This window comes from Cognatundibacterium curvum (assembly GCF_014284235.1).
GTDB classification, from domain to species: domain Bacteria; phylum Pseudomonadota; class Gammaproteobacteria; order Burkholderiales; family Burkholderiaceae_D; genus Undibacterium; species Undibacterium curvum.
This window is the reverse complement of sequence record NZ_JACOGD010000009.1, coordinates 44530-69020: the sequence shown is the minus strand read 5'-3', so window position 1 is coordinate 69020 and position 24491 is coordinate 44530. Positions and strand designations below refer to the sequence as shown.

17 protein-coding genes are annotated in these 24491 nt (G+C 52.2%); 6 read left to right on the top strand and 11 right to left on the bottom strand.

The annotated features are described in order from the left end of the window. Nucleotides 1-352: 352 nt before the first annotated feature. A complete protein-coding gene (locus H8K43_RS16325; protein ID WP_186904824.1) occupies nucleotides 353-991 on the top strand; it encodes an FMN-binding negative transcriptional regulator in 639 nt (212 codons plus the stop codon). 50 nt (nucleotides 992-1041) lie between these two features. On the opposite strand, the gene H8K43_RS16320 is transcribed toward H8K43_RS16325, so the two are convergent. The 7 genes from H8K43_RS16320 to aptA form a co-directional block, all read right to left on the bottom strand. Next, nucleotides 1042-2289, bottom strand: coding sequence for a Zn-dependent hydrolase (locus H8K43_RS16320; protein WP_186904823.1), 1248 nt, complete (start codon nucleotides 2287-2289; stop codon nucleotides 1042-1044). A 33-nt stretch (nucleotides 2290-2322) separates the two neighbouring features. Further along, the gene (gene hydA, locus H8K43_RS16315; protein ID WP_186904822.1) at nucleotides 2323-3741 is read right to left on the bottom strand and encodes a dihydropyrimidinase; all 1419 of its coding nucleotides are present in this window, start codon (nucleotides 3739-3741) and stop codon (nucleotides 2323-2325) included. Between the two features lie 55 nt (nucleotides 3742-3796). Beyond that, nucleotides 3797-5251: an NCS1 family nucleobase:cation symporter-1 gene (locus H8K43_RS16310; protein ID WP_186904821.1), complete on the bottom strand. Its 1455-nt coding sequence runs from the start codon at nucleotides 5249-5251 to the stop codon at nucleotides 3797-3799. Between the two features lie 269 nt (nucleotides 5252-5520). Continuing rightward, entirely contained in the window at nucleotides 5521-6804 is a 1284-nt protein-coding gene (gene preA, locus H8K43_RS16305) for an NAD-dependent dihydropyrimidine dehydrogenase subunit PreA (protein ID WP_186904820.1), read from the bottom strand. Nucleotide 6805: 1 nt separating this feature from the next. Then, nucleotides 6806-8185 (bottom strand): NAD(P)-dependent oxidoreductase, encoded by a 1380-nt coding sequence (locus H8K43_RS16300; protein WP_186904819.1) that lies wholly within the window; start codon nucleotides 8183-8185, stop codon nucleotides 6806-6808. A 131-nt stretch (nucleotides 8186-8316) separates the two neighbouring features. Then, nucleotides 8317-9816, bottom strand: a complete 1500-nt coding sequence (locus H8K43_RS16295; protein WP_186904818.1) for a CoA-acylating methylmalonate-semialdehyde dehydrogenase — start codon at nucleotides 9814-9816, stop codon at nucleotides 8317-8319. Between the two features lie 2 nt (nucleotides 9817-9818). Beyond that, nucleotides 9819-11129 (bottom strand): omega-aminotransferase AptA, encoded by a 1311-nt coding sequence (gene aptA, locus H8K43_RS16290; RefSeq protein WP_230404055.1) that lies wholly within the window; start codon nucleotides 11127-11129, stop codon nucleotides 9819-9821. Nucleotides 11130-11289: 160 nt separating this feature from the next. On the opposite strand from aptA, the gene H8K43_RS16285 reads away from it, so the two are divergent. The 5 genes from H8K43_RS16285 (at nucleotide 11290) to tsaD (ending at nucleotide 20416) form a co-directional block, all read left to right on the top strand. Continuing rightward, nucleotides 11290-12723: an aminotransferase-like domain-containing protein gene (locus H8K43_RS16285; protein WP_186904817.1), complete on the top strand. Its 1434-nt coding sequence runs from the start codon at nucleotides 11290-11292 to the stop codon at nucleotides 12721-12723. 1 nt (nucleotide 12724) lies between these two features. Beyond that, on the top strand, nucleotides 12725-13399 hold the full coding sequence (locus H8K43_RS16280; protein ID WP_186904816.1) for a TetR family transcriptional regulator C-terminal domain-containing protein: 675 nt from the start codon (nucleotides 12725-12727) through the stop codon (nucleotides 13397-13399). 232 nt (nucleotides 13400-13631) lie between these two features. Then, on the top strand, nucleotides 13632-15743 hold the full coding sequence (locus tag H8K43_RS16275) for a putative bifunctional diguanylate cyclase/phosphodiesterase (RefSeq protein ID WP_186904815.1): 2112 nt from the start codon (nucleotides 13632-13634) through the stop codon (nucleotides 15741-15743). Between the two features lie 267 nt (nucleotides 15744-16010). Next, nucleotides 16011-19337, top strand: coding sequence for a PAS domain S-box protein (locus H8K43_RS16270; protein ID WP_230404053.1), 3327 nt, complete (start codon nucleotides 16011-16013; stop codon nucleotides 19335-19337). Nucleotides 19338-19387: 50 nt separating this feature from the next. Continuing rightward, complete coding sequence (gene tsaD / locus H8K43_RS16265; RefSeq protein WP_186904813.1) at nucleotides 19388-20416, top strand: tRNA (adenosine(37)-N6)-threonylcarbamoyltransferase complex transferase subunit TsaD; 1029 nt, start codon at nucleotides 19388-19390, stop codon at nucleotides 20414-20416. A 68-nt stretch (nucleotides 20417-20484) separates the two neighbouring features. On the opposite strand, the gene H8K43_RS16260 is transcribed toward tsaD, so the two are convergent. The 4 genes from H8K43_RS16260 to H8K43_RS16245 all read right to left on the bottom strand — a co-directional run bounded on the left by H8K43_RS16260 (nucleotide 20485) and on the right by H8K43_RS16245 (nucleotide 24466). Continuing rightward, nucleotides 20485-20955, bottom strand: coding sequence for a cache domain-containing protein (locus tag H8K43_RS16260; protein ID WP_230404051.1), 471 nt, complete (start codon nucleotides 20953-20955; stop codon nucleotides 20485-20487). 155 nt (nucleotides 20956-21110) lie between these two features. Then, entirely contained in the window at nucleotides 21111-21716 is a 606-nt protein-coding gene (gene plsY / locus H8K43_RS16255; RefSeq protein ID WP_186904812.1) for a glycerol-3-phosphate 1-O-acyltransferase PlsY, read from the bottom strand. A 100-nt stretch (nucleotides 21717-21816) separates the two neighbouring features. Further along, nucleotides 21817-22308, bottom strand: a complete 492-nt coding sequence (gene ybaK, locus H8K43_RS16250) for a Cys-tRNA(Pro) deacylase (RefSeq protein ID WP_186904811.1) — start codon at nucleotides 22306-22308, stop codon at nucleotides 21817-21819. A gap of 166 nt (nucleotides 22309-22474) precedes the next feature. Then, nucleotides 22475-24466: a S9 family peptidase gene (locus H8K43_RS16245; RefSeq protein ID WP_186904810.1), complete on the bottom strand. Its 1992-nt coding sequence runs from the start codon at nucleotides 24464-24466 to the stop codon at nucleotides 22475-22477. Nucleotides 24467-24491: the final 25 nt, after the last annotated feature.

Here is a 24491-nt window from a genome sequence, read left to right as displayed (position 1 = left end):
GACTCGCTTGACTGGCCGCGCGTCCACCGGTGGCAGCCAGTAAGTATACAGGCCACCGCTGGATGTCTCACGCTAAAGAGCATCCCTACACTATCCCGCTGATCACGCATTGTCGCGCTGTATCACAGCGCACGCCTCCTGACTGAAGCCTTTATCATGGCTGACAAGCTGCTGTGCCGGTCGCAATAATCATTTGCTTCCGGCGCAGTTTGTGGCAAACACACACTCCCTGAAAAACGCGACATTTGTAGCGTAAGCAGCCCCCCATTCATGGCATGATGTGTCAATTGTAGTTCCCATTTCAGCACCAGACAGCCATCCATAACAACGCAATCAGGAGTCCTTCAACACTATGTATATGCCAGCTGCATTCAATGAAAACCGGCCTGAAGTATTACACGCATTGATACGCGCTTACTCACTGGGCTGCCTGGTCAGCCACAGCGATCAGGGTTTAACTGCAGATCATATTCCTATGCTGATGCTGCCAGCAGATGCCACCCACCCGCAAGGCAGGCTGATCGCACACGTAGCCCGCGCCAATCCAGTGTGGCAGCAGCAGGGTGAAGTCATGGTAGTGTTTCAGGGGCCGCATGCATATATCACGCCAGCCTGGTATGAAGAAAAACAGCAAAGCGGTGCAGTGGTGCCTACCTATAACTACGCCGTGGTGCATGTGCATGGCAAGCTGCAGACCGTCGATGACAAGACTGACTTTCTGCAAATACTGGAGCAACTGACCGATCACTTTGAAGCGCAACGCAGCCATCCCTGGCGCGTCAGTGATGCGCCAGCTGATTACATACAGACACTGATGGATATGATCGTCGGTATAGAAATTCCAGTGCAACGCATCACAGGTAAATGGAAAACCAGCCAGAATAAGTCGGTACAAAACCGCAGCAATATCGCCGCTGGTTTGCGTGAACAAAACGACAGCGCAGCACAGGCACTGGCGCATATCACGGAACAACAATTATTTGGCGCATAAAAAAATCCGCCAGTCTTACAATTGGCGGATTCTGCTTACACTGTCGCAGTTTAATCCTGCACGACCCCTGCACTCGCCAGCATCGCATGCAATAAAACATTGCAACCTGCGGCCAGATGCGCAGGCTGTGCATCTTCAATTTCATTGTGGCTGATGCCATCTTTGCAGGGCACAAAGATCATGCCGGATGGCGCCAGTCTTGCCGTGTAAATCGCATCATGCCCGGCGCCTGATACCACATCCATCGTGCTGTATCCAAGTGCAGCCGTTGCTGTGCGTACCGCCTCCACACAATCGGGATGAAACGGACAAGGCGGATAATACGAGACCCGTTCCGCAAGAATTCTCAGACCAGTCTCGCGGCTGCGTTGCTCGATAAAGGCCAGAATTTCCTGATGCATGGTATCGAGTAATTCAGCCGTGACATTGCGTAAGTCCATACTGAATTTCACTTCACCCGGAATCACATTACGACTGTTCGGAAACACCTGCACCATGCCCACAGTGCCACGTCCATAAGGCGGATAGCGGTTACCGATATTCACCACTTCCTGCATGATGCCAGTTGCGACTTGCAAGGCATCCTTGCGTAAGCCCATAGGTGTCGGCCCTGCATGCGCCTCCATACCGGTCACGGTGCAATCGTACCAGGATAAACCCAGCACACCAGGAACCACACCGATGACTTTTCCTGCATCTTCGAGTACCGGACCCTGCTCTATATGCGCTTCGAAATAAGCGCCAACAGGATGCTGTCCGGGCACCTGTTCACCCAGATAGCCTATGCGCTGCAATTCATCTTTGACGCTCAGCCCGGCGGTGTCGGTCGCGGCATACGCATGCTCCAGGCTGAAGGCGCCACAAAACACGCCTGAGCCCATCATCACCGGTACGAAGCGTGAACCTTCTTCATTCGTCCAGAACGCCACTTCCAATGGCGCCTCAGTCTCTATCTGATGTTCATTCAAGGTACGTATCACTTCCAGCGCCGCCAGCACACCATAATTGCCATCAAATTTACCGCCGGTCGGCTGGGTATCGATATGACTGCCGGACATCACCGGCGGCAATGCCGGATTGCGTCCCGCGCGCCGCATAAACACGTTACCGATCTGATCGATAGTGATACTGAGTCCGGCTGCCCTGCCCCAGGACAGCACCAGATCACGGCCCTGTTTATCCAGATCGGTCAGTGCCAGCCGTTTCACGCCCCCTTTTTCAGTCGCACCAATCTGCGCCAGTTCCATCAGCGACTGCCATAAACGTTCCTGATTAATACGTAACTGCTGTACAGACATCGTGCTTCTCCTCGATATGCAATCAATACGCAATCAATACGCATGGCGCATTTTATCCATCGCCGCAAACACAGCGGAATACGGTGGCCGCTTCACATACTGACCGGCGCCTGCCACCGCACGTAAGTCGCCCAGCTGATATACCAGCCTGCCACCGCTGATGGTATGGGTAGGCACGCCCCTGACCTGGCGGCCTTCAAACACATTGAAATCACCGCGTGAAAACTGGGTCTTCACCGACAAGGTTCTGCTGGCGGCCGGGTCCCATAACACCAGATCGGCATCGGAACCAGCGGCAATCACACCTTTACGTGGATAGATGTTGAAGATCTGGGCACAATTGGCAGAAGTCACACGCACAAATTCAGAAGGCGTGAGTTTGCCACTGTTGACCCCGGCATCCCACAGCACCATCATGCGTTCTTCTATGCCGCCGCAGCCATTGGGAATCCGCGTGAAATCGTCTTTGCCTGCGGCTTTCTGAGCCGCACAAAATGTGCAGTGATCGGTTGCAGTGGTATGCAGATTCCCGCTCTGCAAACCCTGCCACAAGGCTTGCTGGTGGTGCGCCGCGCGGAAAGGCGGACTCATCACATGCGCAGCAGCCTGGGCAAAATCGGCTTGCTGATAAACGCTGTCGTTCACGGTCAAATGTCCGGCCAGCACCTCACCAAACACCCGCTGCCCGTTGCTGCGGGCACGTGTGATCGCGGCCAGCGATTCGGCGCAAGACACGTGGACGATGTATAGAGGCGTATGCAGCACATCGGCAATCGCGATCGCGCGCTGTGCGGCTTCTGCTTCCACTACCGGTGGCCGTGACAGCGGATGCGAAGCAGGTCCGGTTTTCCCCTGTTGCAGTAAGGCTTGCTGCAGGCGGTAAACCAGCTCCCCGTTTTCCGCATGCACGGTTGGCATCGCGCCCAGTTCCAACGCGCGTGAAAAGCTGTTAACCAGAATTTCATCGTCCGCCATGATGGCGTTTTTGTAGGCCATGAAATGCTTGAAGCTATTGACGCCATGCTCCTGCACCAGCGTCCCCATATCGCGATGTACGCTGTCATCCCACCAGGTAACTGCAACATGGAAAGAATAGTCAGCTGCTGATTTCTCTGCCCAGTCGCGCCATTGCTGAAACGCCGCCATCAGACTTTGCTGAGGATCGGGAATCACAAAGTCGATGATACTGGTAGTGCCGCCAGCAAGCCCGGCGGCAGTCCCGCTGAAAAAATCATCCTGCGTGACCGTACCCATGAAAGGCAGCTGCATATGGGTATGCGGATCTATACCACCGGGCATCACATACAGACCACCTGCATCGATGACTTCGGCACCGGCCGGTGCCTCAAGCTGGGCTGCTACTGCCAGAATTTTCCCGCCTTCGCATAAGACATCGGCGCGAAATTCTGTGTCTGCATTCACTACCGTACCACCACGTATCAAGATACTCATCGCAACTCCTGAAACTAAGTCCACATCGGCCACCCGGCTGGCTGCCAGCCGGTACTCAAGCTACCCGCTTGCCCTTCATCAGCAGCAAATAAATCACACCTGACAGCATCAGACCCAGAAACCAGGCATAGGTGTACAGGGTTTTCCAAATCTCAGAAATATCGGGGAAAGAAGCTGGAAAGGCGGCATTCAAAAAGCCCGGTATATTCGGCAATACGCCCAGAATAAAGGCAGCAACCGCAGCCATATTCCAGCCATTCTGATAGCTGTATATACCCTGTTCCTGATACAGCGCTGCAACCTCAATACGGGTGCGGCGGATAAAGTAGTAATCGATAATCAGGATACCGGCTATCGGTCCCAGCAACGCAGAGTAACCGATCAGCCAGGTGAAGATATAACCCTGGGTGGTTTCCAATATCTTCCACGGCATCATCACCAGCGCAATACCGGCCGTGATATAGCCACCGGTTTTATACGAAATTTTTTCCGGATTCAGCGCAGAAAAATCGTAAGCAGGTCCCACCAGATTCGCAGCCAGATTTACAGAAACGGTATCGATCAGCAGGATAATCAAGGCCACCAGGACCGCCGCGCCTGTCATGCGGCTGGCCAGATCGACCGGATCCCAGATTGCTTTGCCATATAAGACGACGGTAGCAGAAGTCACAATCACAGCCAATAAAGCCAGCAAGCCCATTGGTGCCGGTAAGCCTATGGTCTGGCCCAGCACCTGATCGCGCTGGGATTTGGCAAAACGTGTGAAGTCAGGAATATTCAAAGCCAGCGTGGCCCAGAAACCTATCATGGCTGTGAGTGAGGGCCAGAAACTGCTCCAGAACTGGCCGGCTTTTTTGCCACCTTCAGCAAACTGCGAGGGCTGATCCAGGATAGGGCCGAAGCTGCCGGCTTTCTGATAAACCCAGCCCAGCAAGACGAAGCAAATCAGGATTTTGAGTGGTGCAGTATAGGTTTCCAGCTGGCGGATCGCATCCATGCCATGAAAGATGTACCAGAACTGTATGCCCCAGAACAGCAGAAAACAAATCAGTTGTGCGGCATTGATACCGAGTCCGGGTAAGGCATCGCCACCCAGCGGATGGCCGAGTAATACACCGCCCAGCGTGTATATCATCTGACCGCCAAACCAGGTCTGAATCCCATACCAGCCACAGGCCACGATGGCACGCATCAAAGCAGGCAAACGCGCACCTTGCACACCAAATGAGGTGCGTGCCAGCACCGCATACGGAATGCCGTATTTAGCTCCGGCATGACCGATCAGCAGCATGGGGATCAATACGATGGCATTCGCGATAAATACGGTACTGACAGCCTGCAAGGCAGACATGCCGCCTTCGATCAGGCTCGCAGCCAGGGTATAAGCGGGTATGCACATGACCATCCCGACCCATAAGGCAGCGAAATGGTACCAGCGCCAGTTACGCTGCGCCTCCGTGGTCGGCGCCAGGTCTTCATTCCACAATCGCCCACTTTCAGTATGCATCATTGGTCTCCTACAAAATTCAGTTTAAGTGTTGAAACGGTGTACCTCGTTGCTGCGTTTTCCAGCAAGCCGATACACGCAAAAATTGTTCCGGCCTGCGTCCATCTGTCAGCATAGGCTGCGCTGGAAGACGGGCAGGCGCCCAGAATCGCAGCATACTACGCCTGCCTGCGCACGACGTTCTGTTTTTTGTCAGCATGGCCGACATTTCAACACTTAAGTGTGACGAGGCCGGATCAGCCACCATCACGGACTTCCTCAGGATCAGACTTTCAGGATTGTGACGGCAATTCAGCACGCGGGTTACGTGGGTCCTGGGTCCAGTTCATGTAGGATTTACCGGTATCCTGCGGCAGCATGCTGATGCAGCCTTCTACCGGACAAGTGATCTGACACAGATTACAGCCCACGCATTCCTCAGGCTTAACTTCATAGCGACGGCCATTGTCTGCGGTGATGAGTTGGGCGATAGACTGATGGGAAGTATCTTCACAGGCCACATAGCAACGGCCGCACTGTATGCAGGCATCCTGATTGATGTGCGCGACCACCTGATAATTCATATCCAGGTATTTCCAGTCTGTGGTTTGCGGTACCGCTTTGCCACAAAAGTCAGCGATGCTGGCATAGCCTTGTGTATCCATCCAGCGCGACAAACCATCCTTCATTTCATGCACAATACGGAAGCCATGCAACATCGCCGCAGTGCAGACCTGCACCGAGCCAGCCCCCAGTGCGATGAATTCAGCCGCATCCCGCCAGTTACCGATGCCACCGATACCGGACAGCGGCAAACCGCGCGTGGCGGGGTCGCGTGCAATTTCCGCCACCATATTCAGCGCAATCGGTTTGACCGCACTGCCACAGTAACCGCCATGGGTACTTTGATGACCGACTATCGGACGCGCCACCATCTGCTCCAGATCGATGGACGTAATCGAATTAATGGTATTGATCAGTGACACCGCATCCGCGCCACCCGCCAGTGCCGCCCGTGCCGGAACCCGGATATCGGTGATATTTGGCGTCAGTTTGACGATCACCGGCAAGGAGCAATACTGTTTGCACCAGCGTGTAATCATTTCCACATACTCAGGAACCTGGCCGACGGCAGCTCCCATGCCACGCTCCGGCATACCGTGCGGACAGCCGAAATTGAGTTCTATGCCATCTGCACCGGTCGCTTCCACCAGCGGCAAAATACGCTTCCAGCTGGCTTCATCGCAGGGATACATCAGCGAGACTATCATGGCGCGGTCTGGCCAGTCTTTTTTGACCTGCGTGATTTCGCGCAGATTGATGTCCAGACTACGATCGGTAATCAACTCGATATTATTGAAGCCGATGACCTCACGGTTTTTACCGTAGTGCGCGGAATAACGCGAAGAGACATTCACCGGTGGCGGATCTTCACCCAGGGTTTTCCATACCACGCCACCCCAGCCAGCTTCAAACGCACGTACCACGTTGTAAGCCTTATCGGTCGGTGGCGCAGAGGCCAGCCAGAAAGGATTAGGCGCTTTGATACCCGCAAAATTAATCGACAGATCAGCCATATCACACCTTCGCATTCAGATCAGAGTGGATCGCCAGCGCAGCCAGCTTTCCGTGTTGTACCGCCTGCACCGTTAAGTCCAGGCCGGCAGCGATGCAATCGCCACCCGCATACACACCGTCCAGACTGGTGCGGTATTGTGCATCGACCCGGATTTTGTCGTGTTCGATGAGGATGTCACTCGCATCACCAGCGCTGAAGGTTTGCGTATCCAGCGTCTGCCCTATCGCTTTAAAGATTGCCTGCGCCGGAATATCTGTGACGGCACCATCGGCAATCAGACGCCCCGCATGTTCGCGCGTCTGCACCACGCGCAGTCCGCTCACCTGGCCCTGCGCATTCAGCAGCACTTGCTGCGGCTGGTGCCAGGTCATGATTCTGACCTGATGATCACGCGCAATCGATTGCTCGTGTGCGGTGGCGGACATCTGCTGTGCACCACGGCGATACACCAATGTGACCTGCTCTGCACCCAGACGGGCGATCTGCACCGCCATGTCGATTGCAGTGTTACCGGCACCTATCACCACGCATTGTGCAGGCAGAGCCAGTCCCAATAAGTCCTGGCTCTGGCGCAGTTCAGCGATATAGTCGACTGCAGGCAACATGCCGGGTGCATCTTCCTCTGCCAGCCCAAGCCTACGGCTGGCACCCAGCCCTATTGCGAGAAAAACCGCGTCATAATCCCTGCGCAAATCGCTCAGATGGATTTGCTGCCCCAGTGTCTGATTGCACAGGATGCGAATGCCGCCTATGCCCAGCAGGAATTCGATTTCACGCTGCGCCGTGTCCTGCACCAGCTTATAGCGTGCGATGCCGTATTCATTGAGGCCGCCTGCTTTGGCTTGCGACTCATAGATCACTACTTCATGTCCATGCATGGCTAACTGATGCGCACAGGCCAGTCCAGCCGGCCCCGCGCCAACGATGGCAATGGTTTTACCAGTCGCAGCTGCGCGTTGAAATGGATGGGAAGTGAAGCCGGCATGATCGAGCGCATAGCGTTGCAAGAGGCCGATACGCACCGGTGCTGCTTCGCTGTCATGATTGCGCACGCAGGCATGCTCACACAAAATCTCGGTGGGACACACACGCGAGCAACTCGCACCCAGTATGTTTTGCTGCAAAATGCCAGTCGCGGCGCCCTGCAGATTGCCGCTGGCGATGTTCTGTATGAAGGAAGGCACATCAATTTCTGTCGGGCAGATGCGGGTACAAGGTGCATCGTAGCAGTACAGACAACGCGCACTTTCGAGCGCAGCCTGACGCGCATTCAGCGGCGGCTGTAAATCATTGAAGCGATTGAGCAGTTCAGTCTGTTCTGCCGATTTTGATGCTGATGCTGCGGAGGTTGAGGCAAGATGCTTTAAGGCTTCCAACATGGGTGGCTCCTATCGTCATTGCTACATATCATTGCTACATATACATAGGTACATCCTGAAACATGAATCAACTTAAGTGCTCAATTGTGCCGCCTGACCTGCAGTTCAGCTGCAAGCCTGGCGTTGCAAACTTACTTCATTTGGGGAAAAGCAAATTCCGTACCTTTACTGACACTGTCGGGCCAGCGCTGCATCACGGCTTTCAGACGGGTGTAGAAACGCACGCCTTCCGGGCCATAGATATGATGATCGCCGAACAGGCTGCGCTTCCAGCCGCCAAAGCTGTGAAATGCCATCGGTACCGGTAAAGGCACGTTCACGCCCACCATGCCGACTTGTATCATCCTCACGAATTCGCGTGCGGTACCGCCATCACTGGTAAATACAGCGACGCCGTTACCATATTCATGCTGATTGATCAGTTCAGCCGCGGACGCCATATCGGGCACCCTGAGCACACATAAGACCGGGCCAAAAATCTCCTGACGATAAATACTCATATCAGGCGTCACATGATCAAACAGACTGCCGCCGGTGAAAAAGCCCTGTTCACAACCTGGCACCACATAGCCGCGCCCGTCCACCACCAGCGTCGCACCTTGCTGTACACCTTCAGTGATTAAGTGTTCTATGCGCTGTTGTGCAGCTTTGGTGATCACAGGCCCCATCTCTGCATCAGCCGCCTTGCCATGATTCACTTTCAGCTCACGCACCCGTTCTGCCATGCGCGCTACCAGCGCATCGGCTGCGCTGCCCACTGCCACCGCAACTGAAATTGCCATGCAGCGCTCACCCGCAGAGCCATAGGCCGCGCCCATCAAGGCATCGACCGCCATATTCAGATCGGCATCCGGCATCACCACCATATGATTCTTGGCACCGCCGAGTGCCTGCACCCGTTTGCCATTAGCGCAGCCGCGCGCATAAATCGCTTCAGCAATCGGCGTGGAACCGACGAAGCTGATCGCCTGCACATCGGGATGATCGAGTAAAGCATCCACCACTTGCTTATCACCCTGCACGACATTAAATACCCCATCCGGCAAACCGGCTTCGCGCAGTAAGCGCGCATGCAGCAGCGAAGGTGAAGGATCGCGTTCTGAGGGCTTCAAAATAAAGGTATTCCCGCAAGCCAGTGCAATCGGGAACATCCACATCGGCACCATGACCGGGAAATTAAATGGCGTAATCCCGGCCACCACACCTAACGGCTGGCGCATGCTGCAGGCATCGATGCCACGTGCGATCTGCTCTGAGTATTCCCCTTTCAGTAATTGCGGAATACCAATCGCAAACTCCACGACTTCTATGCCACGTGCAATCTCACCTTTGGCATCGGCCGTGGTTTTGCCATGTTCACGCGTCAGCATGTCGGCCAGCTCATCGCTGTGCTGATGCAGCAGATTCAGGTAATTCATCAGGATACGCGCACGTGCCAGTGCCGGTGTATTGGCCCAGCCGCTAAAAGCTTGTTTAGCCGCAGCCACCGCCAGCGCCACATCGTCCGTATCACCCAGCGCCACTTGTCCCTGTACCGTGCCATAAGCCGGATTAAAGATATCGGCATAACGTGGCAAACGGCTCTGATGCAGGCTGCCATTGATAAAATGTTCTACTTGATAGGTCTTCATGCTTAAGCCAGGTTCTTGAGGATTTGATGTAATTTGCCGAACAACAGATCAATATGCTGTTTTTCCAGGATAAGCGGTGGCGACAAGGCGATGATGTCACCGGTGGTTCTGACCAGTACACCTTCTGCAAATGCCTGCTTGTAAGCTGCCATGGCGCGCGCGCCGGGTTTGCCCGGTATAGATTCCAGCTCAATCGCACCAATCAGCCCGACATTGCGTAAGTCGATCACATGCGGTAAGCCCTTGAGCGAGTGCAGTGCATCTTCCCAGTACGCCGTCATGCTCTGCGCATGCTCCAGCACTTTTTCTTCTTTGAAGACCTGCAGCGAAGCCAGTCCGGCAGCGCAGGCCAGGGGATGACCTGAATAGGTATAACCGTGGAAGAACTCAATACCGGCCGGGCTCTGCATCAGGGTGTCGTAAATCATGGAACGGCTGAATACAGCCCCCATAGGCACCACACCATTGGTCAGACCCTTGGCCGTCGTCATCAGATCAGGCCGCACATCAAAAAAATCGGCTGCAAACGGCGTCGCCATGCGGCCAAAGCCGGTAATCACTTCATCAAAAATCAGCAGGATGCCGTGCTTGTCACACAGTTCGCGCAAACGCTTCAGATAACCCTTAGGCGGCAGAATCACACCGGCCGAACCGGACAGGGGCTCGACGATGACGGCTGCGATAGTGGATGCATCATGCAAGGCGACGATACGTTCCAGCTCGTCCGCGAGGTGAGTACCGTATTCCGGTAAGCCACGGCTAAACGCATTTTTTTCCAGGTTATGGGTATGCGGCAGATAATCCACCCCGCCCAGTAAATTCCCGAAGTGTTTGCGGTTGGCCGGCAGCCCACCGACTGACATACCGCCAAAACCGACGCCATGGTAACCACGCTCACGGCTGATGAAACGGGTACGCTGCGCTTCGCCACGTACACGGTGATAAGCGAGCACCATCTTCATCGCAGTATCCACCGCCTCCGATCCGGAATTAGTGTAAAACACCTGACCAAACTGATGACCGCTGAAAGCGATCAGTTGCTCCGCCAGCTCAAATGCAGCGGGATGGCCCATCTGGAACGCGGGTGCATAATCCAGCGTCGCCACTGCCTGCTGCACCGCACGCACGATGGTTGGATGCGAGTGTCCCAGTGGCACACACCAAAGACCGGCGGTGCCATCCAGAATTTCACGTCCTTGCTGATCGCGGTAATACATCCCTGCTGCCGATGCCACCACACGCGGAGCCTCTTTGTAATCACGATTCGCTGTGAATGGCATCCAGTAGGCATTCAGCTGTTGTTTGTTAAGCATATGCTTTCCCCTGAAAAAATTTACCAACTGGTAAAAGTATGTTGAAATCCTAAATAAGCTTATGCAGGCTTGACATATACAGCAGCCACTCATTTTCCCAACCGTACAGTTCAGGATAGCTGTACAGTCAGAACCAGTGTTCAGATAAAAAGGTGTCGCGATGGACGTGATTGAAAAACCAGCCGGACCGGCAGACCTTGTCCAGCAGTGGCCCAGACTACATCTGGAGCGCGGCAAAAGCACCAGCCTGGTCGAACAAATCGTGCAGGAAGTCAGTCAGCTGGTCAGGCAACAGTCACTGACTCAGGGCTGCAAGATGCCCTCGGTGCGTCAATTTGCGAAGTGTAATGCGGTCAGTACCTTTACTGTGGTGGAGTCCTATGAGCGGCTGATTACGCTGGGCTTGCTGAGTTCACGCCGTGGTTCCGGCTATTTTGTGAACCGGCCTGCCACCCTGGCCAGTCCGGCTGTGCCTAGTCCGCAGCTGACGCAGGATGCGCTGAGTCCGGATTTGTATTCCGGCGTCTCGACCGCCCTGCCTGTCGGTTCTGGCTGGCTGCCACCGGAGTGGTATGGCGACGACACCTTACTCGATTCGGTGCGTCAGGCGATGCGCATCCCCAGCCAGCGACTGCGTGGCTATGGCAATCCCTTAGGCTTTCCCAGCCTGCGCCAGCATTTGGCGCAGACTTTGTCGCAAGACTTATTTGCAGTCGATCCCGAACAGATACTACTCACGCATGGTGCGACCCATGCGTTTGACCTGATCCTGCGTACCCTGTGCAAAGCGGGCGATGTGGTCCTGGTGGAGACCCCGGGCTACAGCAATCTGATCTCTCTGATCCGCCACCATGGCTGCATACCGGTTGGCATACCGCGTGATGCCAGCGGTCTGCAACTGGATGTGCTGACAGAGAAAGCAGTGCTGCATCAGCCTAAAATCATGTTCGTCAACACGGTGCTGCAAAATCCGCTCGGCACCAGTCTGAGTCAGCCCCAGGTACATCGCTTACTCGCGCTGGCTGAGCAGTTCGATTTCTGGCTGGTGGAAGATGATATCTACCGTGAATTGTGCCCACGGCCTGAGCCTTCGCTGGCGGCCATGGATGGCTTGCGGCGCGTGATACGGGTAGGCAGTTTTTCCAAGGTGCTGTCGCCTGCGCTCCGGGTAGGTTCTATCTGCGCCTCGCACTCGCTCACCGGTGAGTTGCTACGCATCAAAATGCTGGCTGGGCTGACCACTTCAGAAATCAATGAGCGTGCGGTACTACATGCGCTAAGCTCCAGCCAGTACCGGCGTATGACGGAAAGGCTGAAGCGTCAGCTGGACCAAGGGCAGATAAAGGCACAGCAGATATTGCAAAGCGCAGGCCTGCAATTGCTGGCACAACCACGTGGCGGCATGTTTGTCAGTGCCGGTTTGCCAAACGCAACACAGAACGTGCATCAGCTCACACAAATGGCGCAAGAGGCTGGTATTTTGCTGGCACCGGATCACTTCTTCAGCCTGCAGGAATCGTCCTATCCCTGGTGGCGCTTCAATATCGCCTGGTGTGATGCGCCCTTATTGCAGCACTTTCTGCGGAGTCTGTGAGATGGACAAGCGCACAGAGAAACGTACGAATGAGCGTACAGAAAAGCAGAGCGATCTGCGCGATCAGACCGAAGCCAGAATACTGCGTTGTGCCATCGACGTGTTTGCTGAATCGGGTTACGCAGGCAGCAGTCTGGCGAATATTGCGGACAGAGCAGGTTTATCGAAACAAAATCTGCTCTACTATTTCTCCAGTAAACAAGCCTTATACCTGTGCGTACTCGATCAGATACTCGATCAATGGCTGGAAAAAATGGACATACTGGCAGACGAGAGTCAGGAGCCCGCCAGTCTGCTGCGCAGCTATATTGCCGCCAAACTCAGGTTTTCACGCGAACAGCCTCAGGCTTCACGTGTGTATGCGATGGAAGTAATCAGCGGTGCGCCGGTATATGGCCATGCGATGCAAAAGAAAATCCAGCCTTTGATGCAAAAAGACATCGCGATTTTTGAACGCTGGATCAGTGAAGGCAAAATGGCTGCCCTCAATCCGGCTCACCTGTTGTTTTCCATCTGGGCCATGACCCAGTCCTATGCCGATTTTTCCACTCAAATGGGGCTGGTGCTGGGCCATACGGCACTACAGGAACAGGATTTTCAGGCTGCCGAAGACTTGATCACAGATCTGGTGCTAAGCAGGTTACACTCCCCGCCCACAGTGCAACAAAGGACTTAAAAAATATCGATGATGCTGAAAAGTAAGGATATACTTTTGTACATGTCAACACTGATATCAAACCGCCACCAAAGCATGATAATACTTTGTCAAATAGCTTTTACAGATAAGCTGAACGATGGGCATGCTGATGCAAATTTCGCGAGCCAGCGCCTTGCCTATCCTCATAGCTGAGGGACAAGGGCTTATTTCTGTCTGACATATTTACTCCAGCACGAACGGGAAAGCAGCCTTGTTAGAAAAACTGATCAACCAATTAGGATTCCGCCGCATCGGCGTTCGGCTTGCTATCAGCTATGGCTTGCTCCTGATACTGATTGCTGCGCTGATACTGATGCCATTTTCACAAATTCAGAAAATGACAGCCAGGAATAAGGAATTCACTCAAAAAGAAATGCGCAGCCTGCTCGATGTTCAGGCGCTAAGTCTGTCTGCCGAAAGCGTGAGTAATGCCTTACTGCAGTTACTGACTTCCAGTCGTGAAAAACGCGAAATTGAGTATGCGCTGGTGGATGTTAAAAACCGCCAAATCACGGACCTGATCGAATCGCTGGAAACTAATCTGACCGATCAGATGCAGCTGGACAACCTGCAAAGACTGAAACTGCGTAAGGAAAATTATTACCGCATCTTCAACGAGATGGTGAATCAGCTTGAAGATCAGGGACAGGAAATCGCTAAGCAAACCTTCGTTGAAGATGTGCAGCCTGCCCTGTCTGCATTACTGCAAGAATCAAAAATCCTGCTCGACTACGAGCAAAAACTGGTGCAGCAGCACCAGCTACAATCCCAGGATGAGTTAGAGAAAACCGGCTTTCTCGTCATTATTCTTTCTTCAGTCATCATCCTGTTTGCGGCCATCCTCGCCTGGCTGACCACGCGCAGCGTGATTAAGCCCTTAGCCATTCTGGAACAAAATGCATTACGGATCGCTTCCGGTGACTATACGTCTAAAGTCCCCGCCAGTAACACCGAGGAAGTCACGCGGGTAGGTACGGCGCTCAATCTGATGTCGGCAGCAATTGCTCAGCGTGAAACCGATATCGAACAATTTGCGTATTACGATCCGATCACACATCTGCCGAACCGGACCTATCTGCTAAAAGCATTTGAACATCAGGAGCTGGAGCATTACGGCATGATACTGATGGATCTGGCGCGCCTGAAAACTATCAATGAAACCCTGGGTTTTGATACCGGCGACTATGTCATCACGGATGTTGCCAAGCGTATCCAGGAGGTCACTCAAGCCTTTGATTCAGGCCAGACGCATTTATTGACCAAGCTGACCGGTGGCGCCTTTGCGCTGCTGATACCGGCGCGTCATAAAGACACCGTGACAGAACTGTTTGAACGGATTGATGCCGCGATGAGTCAGCCTGTGCGCTGCCATCAACATGCTGTTGATGTCAGTCTGGTCTATGGTTTCGCTATCGTCACAGAAGCAAAAATCAGTCTGATCAGCCTGATGCGCAATGCGGAAGTCGCCCTGTATGCAGCCAAGCGCTATACGCGGCAAAGCGCATGGTATAACGATGCACAGGAAGCATCACGCCTTAGCCACTTAAGCCTGCTATCCGATTTGCGCTCCGCAGTCAAAGCATCGGAACTGCAGATGTGGCTACAGCCAAAACAGAGTTTGCAAAGCGGTACAATTTATGGATTTGAATCACTGGTGCGCTGGCAGCATCCGGAACGCGGCTTCATCTCGCCGGCAGACTTCATCCCCTTTGCCGAGAAAACCGGCTATATCAGCATCGTAACGCAATGGATGTTGGACAGCGCCTTACTCAAACTCCATGCATGGAAACAGCATTACCCGGATCTCAGTATCGCAGTCAACGTCAGCACCTATGATTTACGAGATCGCAGCTTTCCTGAGCGTGTCGTGAGCCTGCTTAAAAAATATGATGTTGCGCCCCATCTGCTCAAAATCGAAATGACAGAAAGTGGCATCATGGAAGATCCGCAAACGACGATAGAATTACTCAACAGGCTCAGAGATACCGGTGTAGGCCTGTCTATCGACGATTTTGGTACTGGCTATTCATCACTCGCCTATCTGCAAAAATTACCGGTCAATGAATTGAAAATCGATCGCAGCTTTGTGTCGGACATTCAGCATGCGGAAGCCACTAAAAAATTAGTCAGAACCATCATAGAAATGGGGCATGGGCTGAACCTCCACGTGGTGGCAGAAGGGATAGAGCAGGAACAGGAAAAAACAACCCTGTCCGAACTTGGTTGCGACGCCATGCAAGGCTACCTGCTCAGCAAACCCTTATATGGTAACTCTCTGCAAGAGTGGATGAACTTGCACATACCGTTGTCGCAAAAAACATAATTCTCTGGTTTTTAGCCTACATTTCTCAGAAAAAAGATATAAGCTTCGCATTAATATTGCTTAAATGAAGTATATTTCTGAGGCAATGCTATGTTTGTTTTCGATCGAAGCAAAAAAGCAGGCAATGCTATAGCTTTATTGAGATTCAGCATCGTTCTGCAATCTTTGCTCAGCACCGACCTCACCTGACAGCCAGTTTAAGTTATGCAGCCACCGGAACTTCCTCATGACGAAAAACTACGCCTCAAAACACTGAGGCAATGTGGATTGCTTGATACCCAGCCCGAAGAGCGCTTCGACCGGCTGACCAGACTGGCGCGACAGCTGTTTCAGTGCAAAATAGTATTGATTTCTCTGGTTGACACCAACCGTCAGTGGTTAAAATCAAAACAGGGCCTGGATGTCTGTGAAACACCAAGAGATATCTCTTTTTGCGGACATACCATACTTTCTTCCGACTTACTGGTGGTCGGAGATGCAAAAAAAGATCCGCGTTTTGCGGATAATCCTCTGGTGCTGCATGCGCCATTTATCCGCTTTTATGCCGGTGCGCCTTTGCACGCCCCAAACGGACAACGACTGGGCAGTCTGTGTTTGATCGACGATCAGCCGCGTGAGCTAAGTGCGCATGAAGAAAAAATTCTGCTTGAACTTGCGGCTTGTGTGGAGCATGAAATTGCCAGTCAGCAGGCACAACGTCAGCATGATGCGCTGCTGACGCTGACCCGAATTACTTCGCTGAGCTTTGAGGACCCGATCACGCTATTGCGTGAAACACTGGCGCTGGGATGTCAATATCTGCAGCTCACCACCGGCGTGATATCACGTAAGCTGTCAGACGACAGAATGGAAATCCTGGTACAGCATCCTGACACCTGCGACAATCTGGAAGGGCAGATTTTCCCGCGTTCGGAGACCTACTCTGACCTGGTGAGCCGCGAACATGGTGTGTTTGCGCTGGAAAATGTGTTCACCAGTCCGTACCGGCTGCATCCCAGTTACATGCAATTTAAACAGGAAACCTATATCGGCATTCCCTTATTCATGGATGGGGAGCGTTATGGCACATTGGGATTTTCAGATAAAGTCGCACGCGCCAATCCCTATTCCGGTACAGAAAAAGAGTTCATCAATATTCTGGGCGACTGGGTGAATGTGACTCTGCGACGCATGGAGCTGAACCATTCCCTCGCGATGCAGGAATTAATGAATGCCACGATTGCGAAAGCACAAACGCAATTCATTAAAGGAAAAGAACGTAGCAAGGGCTTCGACACGCTATTGGAAGACATGCTGCGACTGACCGAAAGCGAATACGGCTTTGTCGGTGAAGTGCTGTATGACAAACTGAACTCGCCCTATTTAAAAACTTATTCCATTACCGATATCGCATGGAATAAGGCGACTAAGGAATTCGTTGAGAAAAATCATGCGAGTGGTCTGGAATTTACCAATACGCGCACCTTATTCGGGTATGTGTTACTGAGCCAGGAAGTCGTGATTGCGAACGATGCCAACAATGATCCGCGTGCCACGGGTATTCCGGAAGGGCATCCTGAACTCAGGACATTTCTGGGCATACCGGTACACCACGATGGCAAATTAGTGGCCATGATAGGCCTGGCGAACCGCAAGAATGGCTATACCAGGGAACTGGCTGATTTCATGCACCCTATGCAAATCACGGTAGGTCAACTGGTGAATGCTGACCGCATACAGCGCCAGCATGAAGAAAGTGAAAAGCGCCTCGCCAATATTATAGAAGGCACCAATATCGGTACCTGGGAATGTCATATTCCCTCGGGCAATACTATTTTTAACGAACGCTGGGCGGAAATGCTGGGCTATACCCTGGAAGAATTATCACCGACGACAACACAAACCTGGCTCAATCTTTGTCACCCAGATGATCTCAAAATAGCCAGTCGCTTACTTCAGCAACACTTCAGTGGTGAGGTTCCGTATTACGACCTGACCACACGTCTGCGCCACAAGAATGGACATTGGATATGGGTCAGAGATCGTGGCTGCGTCGTTAACTGGAGCGATGACGGCGCCCCACTGCTGATGTCTGGCAGTCACCAGGATGTGACGCAGGAGCGACTGGCAGAAGAACAGCTGGCGCATGCCTACGAATTACTGGAACAGTCAAATGCCGCCGCACGTATCGGCACATGGGAGTACGATTTATCAGACAAAAAACTGTATTGGAGTAAAGTTACGCGGCAAATACACGAAGTGGCTGAAGATTTTGAGTGCGATACCGAGCAGGCACTGAATTTTTACAAAAAAGGAAAGCACAGGGAGCGCATCAAGAGCTTACTTTATGATGCACTAAACAAGGGGCAGAAGTTTGACTCTGAATTCAAAATCATCACTGCCAAAGGCAATGAACGCTGGGTACGCGTGATCGGTTTAGCCCAGTTTAAGGATTACCAGATCCACAAACTGTACGGGATTTTTCAGGATATCAGCATCACCAAAGCCAGCGAACAGGCGATGCAGGATCAGGCTGCACATACCCAGGCGATACTCGACAATGTGCTCGACGGGATCATCACTGTCAATCACAAAGGCAGGATAGATGCGGTAAATCCAGCCGCCGCCAATATCTTTGGCTATCAGCGCGATGAACTGACAGGGCAGCATTTCAGCGTATTATTACCTGAGCATACGCCAGTAGGCGCGCATCTTTTTCAGGGACGCGAACTGGAAGGACATGCGGTGCTGGGGGCGGCACAGGAAATCGAAGCACGAAAAAAAGATGGTAATGTTTTTCCGCTCGATCTGTCGGTATCTGCGGTGACCCGGCAGGGACGTCCCTTATACATAGGACTGATGCGCGACATCACAGAGCGAAAACGCCTGGATCGCATTAAGAGTGAATTTATCTCCACTGTCAGCCATGAATTGCGTACTCCACTGACCTCCATTTCCGGCGCGCTCGGCTTATTACTGGGCGGTGCAACCGGTACTTTGCCCGACAGCCTGACGCCGCTGCTCAATATTGCGAGTAAAAACAGTCAGCGCCTGACTTATCTGATTGATGATCTGCTCGATATGGAGAAGCTCAGCGCAGGAAAAATGCACTTCCATATCCAGCAATTGGCCTTAAACGCTTTACTGCAGCAATCGGTGGAAACCAATACCACCTTTGGTGCGCAGAGGCAGATACGACTGGCTGTCAGTGAACCTGTGCCCGACGTCCTGATTTCCGTCGATAGTCAACGTTTCATGCAAATTATTTCCAACTTGCTGTCGAATGCCATTAAATATTCCCCGCAGCAGGAAACAGTGATGATTTCTACCAGTTTGCACCATCAGCATGTACGCATCAGCGTGACAGATAAGGGAAATGGCATCCCAAAAGAGTTCAGAAGCAGAATATTCCAGAAGTTTGCACAGGCTGACTCCTCTGATACCAGAGAAAAAGGAGGCACGGGATTGGGATTAGCGATTACTCGTGAGCTGGTCGAGCATATGGGCGGTCAGGTCGGTTTCGAATCTATACCAGGTCAGGGTGCCACTTTTTATTTTGAGTTGCCCTACCAATTAGCCGCGCCGGCTCACCCTGAAACTCTGACGAAGGTATAATCGCGCCTTTGCATGCTGCCCTGGCATGTAGTCATTTTTGAGTATTTCCCATGATAGTTTTAGGCGTTGAATCTTCCTGTGATGAAACCGGACTGGCTCTGTATGATACCGAGCACGGTCTGCTTGCACATGCCCTGCATTCACAGATCGCGATGCATCAGGAATATGGCGGTGTGGTACCCGAGCTGGCTTCACGCGATCACGTACGCCGTGCACTTCCCTTGCTGCAGGATGTCATGCAAAAGGCAGGCAAGCACAAACAGGATATCGATGCCATCGCCTATACTCAGGGCCCTGGCCTGGCGGGTGCGCTGCTGGTGGGTGCCTCATTTGCCTGTGGCCTGGGCATGGCACTGAATAAACCTGTACTCGGCGTGCATCATCTGGAAGGCCATCTGCTGTCACCCTTACTCGCAACACCCGCGCCAGAATTTCCATTTATCGCCTTACTGGTCTCGGGTGGACATACGCAATTGATGCGGGTTGATGGTGTGGGCCAGTATCAGTTATTGGGTGAAACCCTGGATGATGCAGCAGGCGAAGCCTTTGATAAATCTGCCAAATTACTTGGTCTGGATTACCCGGGCGGCCCCGCCATTTCAGCTATGGCGGAGCGCGGTCAGACTGGCGTCCACACTTTTCCACGGCCTATGCTGCACTCCAAGGATTTTAACTTCAGCTTTTCCGGTCTGAAAACTGCGGTGCTGACCGTCGTCAAAAAATCAGAAACGCCTTTGAGCCAGACGGATAAGGAAAACATCGCGCGTGGCTTTGTGGAAGCCATTGTGGATGTATTGGTGGCCAAGTGTGTCAATGCCATGAAACACTCAGGCTTGAAACGCTTGGTGATCGCGGGCGGCGTCGGCGCTAACCGGCAGTTAAGAGAAGCACTGAATGCAGCCGCCAGTAAAAAGCGCTTTACCGTGTATTACCCTGAATTGCAATTCTGTACCGATAATGGTGCCATGATAGCCTTCGCGGGAGCGATGCGCCTGAAAAACAATCCGGCACTGGCAACCACCGATTATGGATTTAATGTGCGTCCGCGCTGGCCACTGCAAGAACTGCAACCAGCCTAATTCCATCGCCCGCCTATCCATGCCTTGCATGGTCAAACCAAACCCGACATGGATAGGCTCAGTACTTATTATTTTTTGTAGACCCCACAGCCTACAATCACATCCTCGTACCTTTCGACATACATAGATTTTGGCTCTATCTGCTTAGAAACCGGGTTGACGAATTTGTAGTCTTGCCAGCCACTGCCTTTCTTTTTCACCAGTTCTATGCGCTCACGTACGAAGTACTTACCATCAGCGTCTTTCAGATCTGAGAGATCTTTGCCTATCATCTTGGAATTGATATGGGCGAGATTTTTACCGTTGATGTCATACACAACAATGTACAGATCACGGTCCTGATACTTACTATCTTTTTTATTTACGTCAGCGACGGTACTGTCAATACCATTTTTTTTCATACTCTCGATAGTCCGCTGCACCATCGCTTTTGCTTCCGCTGGCGTACCCTGTTCCTGCGCCCATGTTAAGCCAGCACTTAAGCCGCCGACTAACAGCAGCACTTGCAAAAAAATTTTGAACTGAAGAAGTTTCATCATCATTGCACTCCTGGAAAAAATTGAATAAATCCGGATCTTGCTAATTGATGATAGTTGAGAAATTACCAAATTGAAATTTTTTTATTTAACAGCAACAGCGATGTACGTCTCAGCCATGAAAGCACCGGGTTCCCATGGCATAGAAGTGTTCAGGTTTATTTTTTTTTGCTACCGATTTTACTTTCTTTACCCGCCATCAGATTCGCAATGTTCTGACGATGGCGATAAATCAGCAAACCGCACATGATGAAGACGGCCAGCATCATCGTGTCAGGGCCAAACAAAAATCCATAATACAGAGGCGCAAACAGAGAGGCGATTAATGCCGCCAGTGAAGAATAGCGGAAGGCGTAAGCAATGATCAGCCAGGTTGCCAGCGTTGCCAGTCCCAGCCATGGATTAATACCGATCAGCACCCCAGCGGCAGTCGCGACGCCTTTACCGCCAATAAATTTGAAGAATACCGGCCACAAATGTCCGATAAATACGGCCAGTGCCACACCTGCCAATGCCAGCGTGTCCAGACCAAACTGTTCACTGAAATGCTGCGCCAGCCAGACCGCAAACCAGCCTTTGAGCGCATCGCCCAGTAAGGTGAGTATCGCAGCAGCTTTATGCCCGCTGCGCAGTACATTGGTTGCACCGGGATTCTTAGAGCCATAGGTGCGCGGGTCAGACAAACCAAAGCCATAGCTGACAACAACAGCGAAAGAAACAGAGCCAATCAGATAGGCGAGAAGCATTGCAATTAAGGTGTACATTTTTTCCTTCAGAGATGAGCTGCCACACGGCAGGACCAGGACTGGATACGCAAGCCCGCCCGGATGTAAAGCCAGAATTCTATCCTATACCTGACTAAAATTACTCTTCTAATGCGCAACGCACAGCCTGTGCGGACAAGGCATCAATCAAAATCTGCGGTGCAATTCCTATCAGATAACCACGGCGCCCACCATTGATGTAGATGCGCGGCAGACTCAATATGCTTTCCTCGACATACACAGGCATGATTTTTTTGGTGCCAAAGGGCGAGGTCCCACCGACCAGATAACCTGAGTGTTTCTGCGCGACTTCAGGCTTACAAGGCTCTATACTTTTTCGGCCAGTCTGGCGTGCCAGATTTTTAGTCGATACTTTGCAATCGCCATGCATCAGCACAATCAAGGGCTTTGCCGCTTCATCCTGCATCACCAGTGTTTTAATCACGCAATGCTCATCCACCCCAAGCTCTCGCGATGAGACAGCCGTACCACCATGCTCTTCATACGCATACGGATGTTCCGAATAACTGAGGCCTTTTTTCTTCAGAAACTGCGTTGCGGGCGTTTCTGATACATGCTCTTTTTTTGCCAAACTATACTCCCGGTATGCTACTGGATATCAAGACCGACAGCCTAATGCGGCAAAAAATAGGCGTCAATACCGATCTTTCCCAATCTGTTGATACAGCTGTGTTCTCCTGCGATACTAAACAAAAAAAAGGCGGAAATGAATTCCGCCTTTTTTACCGCTGACTGACTTATTTTTTTACTGCGCCGTCACCGATATACTTATCGAGGAAACGTGTGACCATTTCGCCCCATTTAATCCGGTTACTTTCGCGATACCAGTTGTGTTCTTCGCCTACCATCACCACCCATTCCACCGTGTTACCCTGGGCCAGTAATTTATCGCGCATTTTTTCGCCGTGTATCAGCGGTACGCGCACATCTTCACTACCGTAACCCATCAATACCGGCGCCTTGATTTTGCTGGCATTGCCGATCGCAGACGACTTCGCAAAGTAAGCATCGTCTTTATCCGGATCACCATGCATTAAGCGTCCGAGATTATCCATATAAGGACCAGACATGTCGGACCAATTCACGGTAAACAGCATTTTGACGTCTGTGACACCCACCCAGTTCACACCACACTTGTATAAGTCGGGATCTTTGACCAGACCATACATAGTCGCATACCCACCATAGCTGGCACCGATAATACAGACACGATCCTTATCGACGATACCCTGGTTAATCAGATAATTCACACCGTCCGTCACATCATCCTGCATGGCGAGACCCCATTGCTTCCAGCCTGCCGTGTGATGTTTCCAGCCAAAGCCGGTAGACATGCGGAACTGCGGCTGCAGCACGGCGTAACCGCGAGATGCCAGGGTCTGAGTCATAGGGTCATAGCCATATTCATCCCGTGCATGCGGTCCACCATGCACATAGGCGATCAGCGGCAGCTTCTTCGCAGCTTTACCTTCAGGCAGAGTCAGGTAAGCCGGGATACTGAGGCCGTCCCGCGCAGCATAAGAAATGACCGAAGTATCCGATAGTTTCTTCCCTTCGAGTTCAGGCTTCATGACATATAAAGGTTCCAGCTTCTTTTTCTCAGTGTCATAGAAATACACGGAACCCGGATTTGTGGCACTCGATACATACAACACCACATTTTTTCCAGCCCACTGAAAATCCACTTCCTGGCCTGGAAAACTGGCGCGGAATGCGGCATCCAGTTTGGCGTAATCTTCATCAAAGAAAATAGTTTCTGCCTTCATGCCATCAACTACAGCACCTATCACTTTTTTACGGGCATTATCAAAGCGCAGGCTCTCTACATCCACGAGTGGATGATCTGCAATGATTTCGCCTGCACTTCCTTTAGCGAAGTCCCAGATATGTATCGCTTCTTTATCGCGACCGCCAAAGCGCCCGGCGACAAACATGGTTTTATTATCGTAGTCAAAACCAGCGATCTGCATCGTCTTTCCTTCATCGACATAGGCCTGATGAATTTTTTTCCAGGGAGACTTCTCGTCATCACGGTAGTACACGCTTTGTATAATGCGCTTACTGCCTGCTTCAACGTCTAATGCGATACCAGCACGGATCACGCGATTATGATCCAGCGTCCAGGAACCAATTTTTCCAGGATTATCAAAAGTCAGCAAGCTGGTGCGGCCAGTGACCGTATCGAGTCGTAACACGTCCGATGCGCCTAATTCCGCGCTGCGGCCACGCTCATTGTTCACCACGATCAGATCTGCACTGTCCCCGCCTACCCTTGCCAACATCCGGTAAGGTTTATACGGCAAATTGTTGGACATGGCTTCTTTGATGGTCGGCGTGATTTTTCTGAACTTGGAACCATCGGTATTAACGGCAAACATTCCACCACCGGTCTGCTGCTCATAGACCACATCACTGCCCTTGCTCAGGCTGAATGCCAGGCGCTCGTTATTGACCCATACCGGACTCACGATATCCCAGTCAGGATCGGAGGCGATGATCTTTGGCGTACGCGAGTCCAGGCGGATGATTGCCAGCACAGTGCGGCCATTGCGTGGCGTCAGCACCGCCATACTTTGTCCATCCGGCGATAAAATCGGGCGGCCGCTATATTGCGCCTTTTTATAAAAATCTGAGATAGGTATGGATGGGTCTGCGTACACGGCAGGTGCGTATACGCTGGAAATCAGTGTCGCACCTAACAATAAAGCGCGGCTCATAGCATATTTCATGAGGTCTCCTGGTTCGGTATAACTC

Excerpts from the sequence above, each read along its gene's own strand:
- hydA (WP_186904822.1), bottom strand. The coding sequence starts at position 3,741 with ATGAGTATCTTGATACGTGGTGGTACGGTAGTGAATGCAGACACAGAA.
- H8K43_RS16300 (WP_186904819.1), bottom strand. The coding sequence starts at position 8,185 with ATGTTGGAAGCCTTAAAGCATCTTGCCTCAACCTCCGCAGCATCAGCA.
- H8K43_RS16280 (WP_186904816.1), top strand. The coding sequence starts at position 12,725 with ATGGACAAGCGCACAGAGAAACGTACGAATGAGCGTACAGAAAAGCAG.
- H8K43_RS16320 (WP_186904823.1), bottom strand. The coding sequence starts at position 2,289 with ATGTCTGTACAGCAGTTACGTATTAATCAGGAACGTTTATGGCAGTCG.
- aptA (WP_230404055.1), bottom strand. The coding sequence starts at position 11,129 with ATGCTTAACAAACAACAGCTGAATGCCTACTGGATGCCATTCACAGCG.
- plsY (WP_186904812.1), bottom strand. The coding sequence starts at position 21,716 with ATGTACACCTTAATTGCAATGCTTCTCGCCTATCTGATTGGCTCTGTT.
- H8K43_RS16325 (WP_186904824.1), top strand. The coding sequence starts at position 353 with ATGTATATGCCAGCTGCATTCAATGAAAACCGGCCTGAAGTATTACAC.
- H8K43_RS16285 (WP_186904817.1), top strand. The coding sequence starts at position 11,290 with ATGGACGTGATTGAAAAACCAGCCGGACCGGCAGACCTTGTCCAGCAG.
- tsaD (WP_186904813.1), top strand. The coding sequence starts at position 19,388 with ATGATAGTTTTAGGCGTTGAATCTTCCTGTGATGAAACCGGACTGGCT.
- H8K43_RS16245 (WP_186904810.1), bottom strand. The coding sequence starts at position 24,466 with ATGAAATATGCTATGAGCCGCGCTTTATTGTTAGGTGCGACACTGATT.
- preA (WP_186904820.1), bottom strand. The coding sequence starts at position 6,804 with ATGGCTGATCTGTCGATTAATTTTGCGGGTATCAAAGCGCCTAATCCT.
- H8K43_RS16295 (WP_186904818.1), bottom strand. The coding sequence starts at position 9,816 with ATGAAGACCTATCAAGTAGAACATTTTATCAATGGCAGCCTGCATCAG.
- H8K43_RS16260 (WP_230404051.1), bottom strand. The coding sequence starts at position 20,955 with ATGATGAAACTTCTTCAGTTCAAAATTTTTTTGCAAGTGCTGCTGTTA.
- H8K43_RS16310 (WP_186904821.1), bottom strand. The coding sequence starts at position 5,251 with ATGATGCATACTGAAAGTGGGCGATTGTGGAATGAAGACCTGGCGCCG.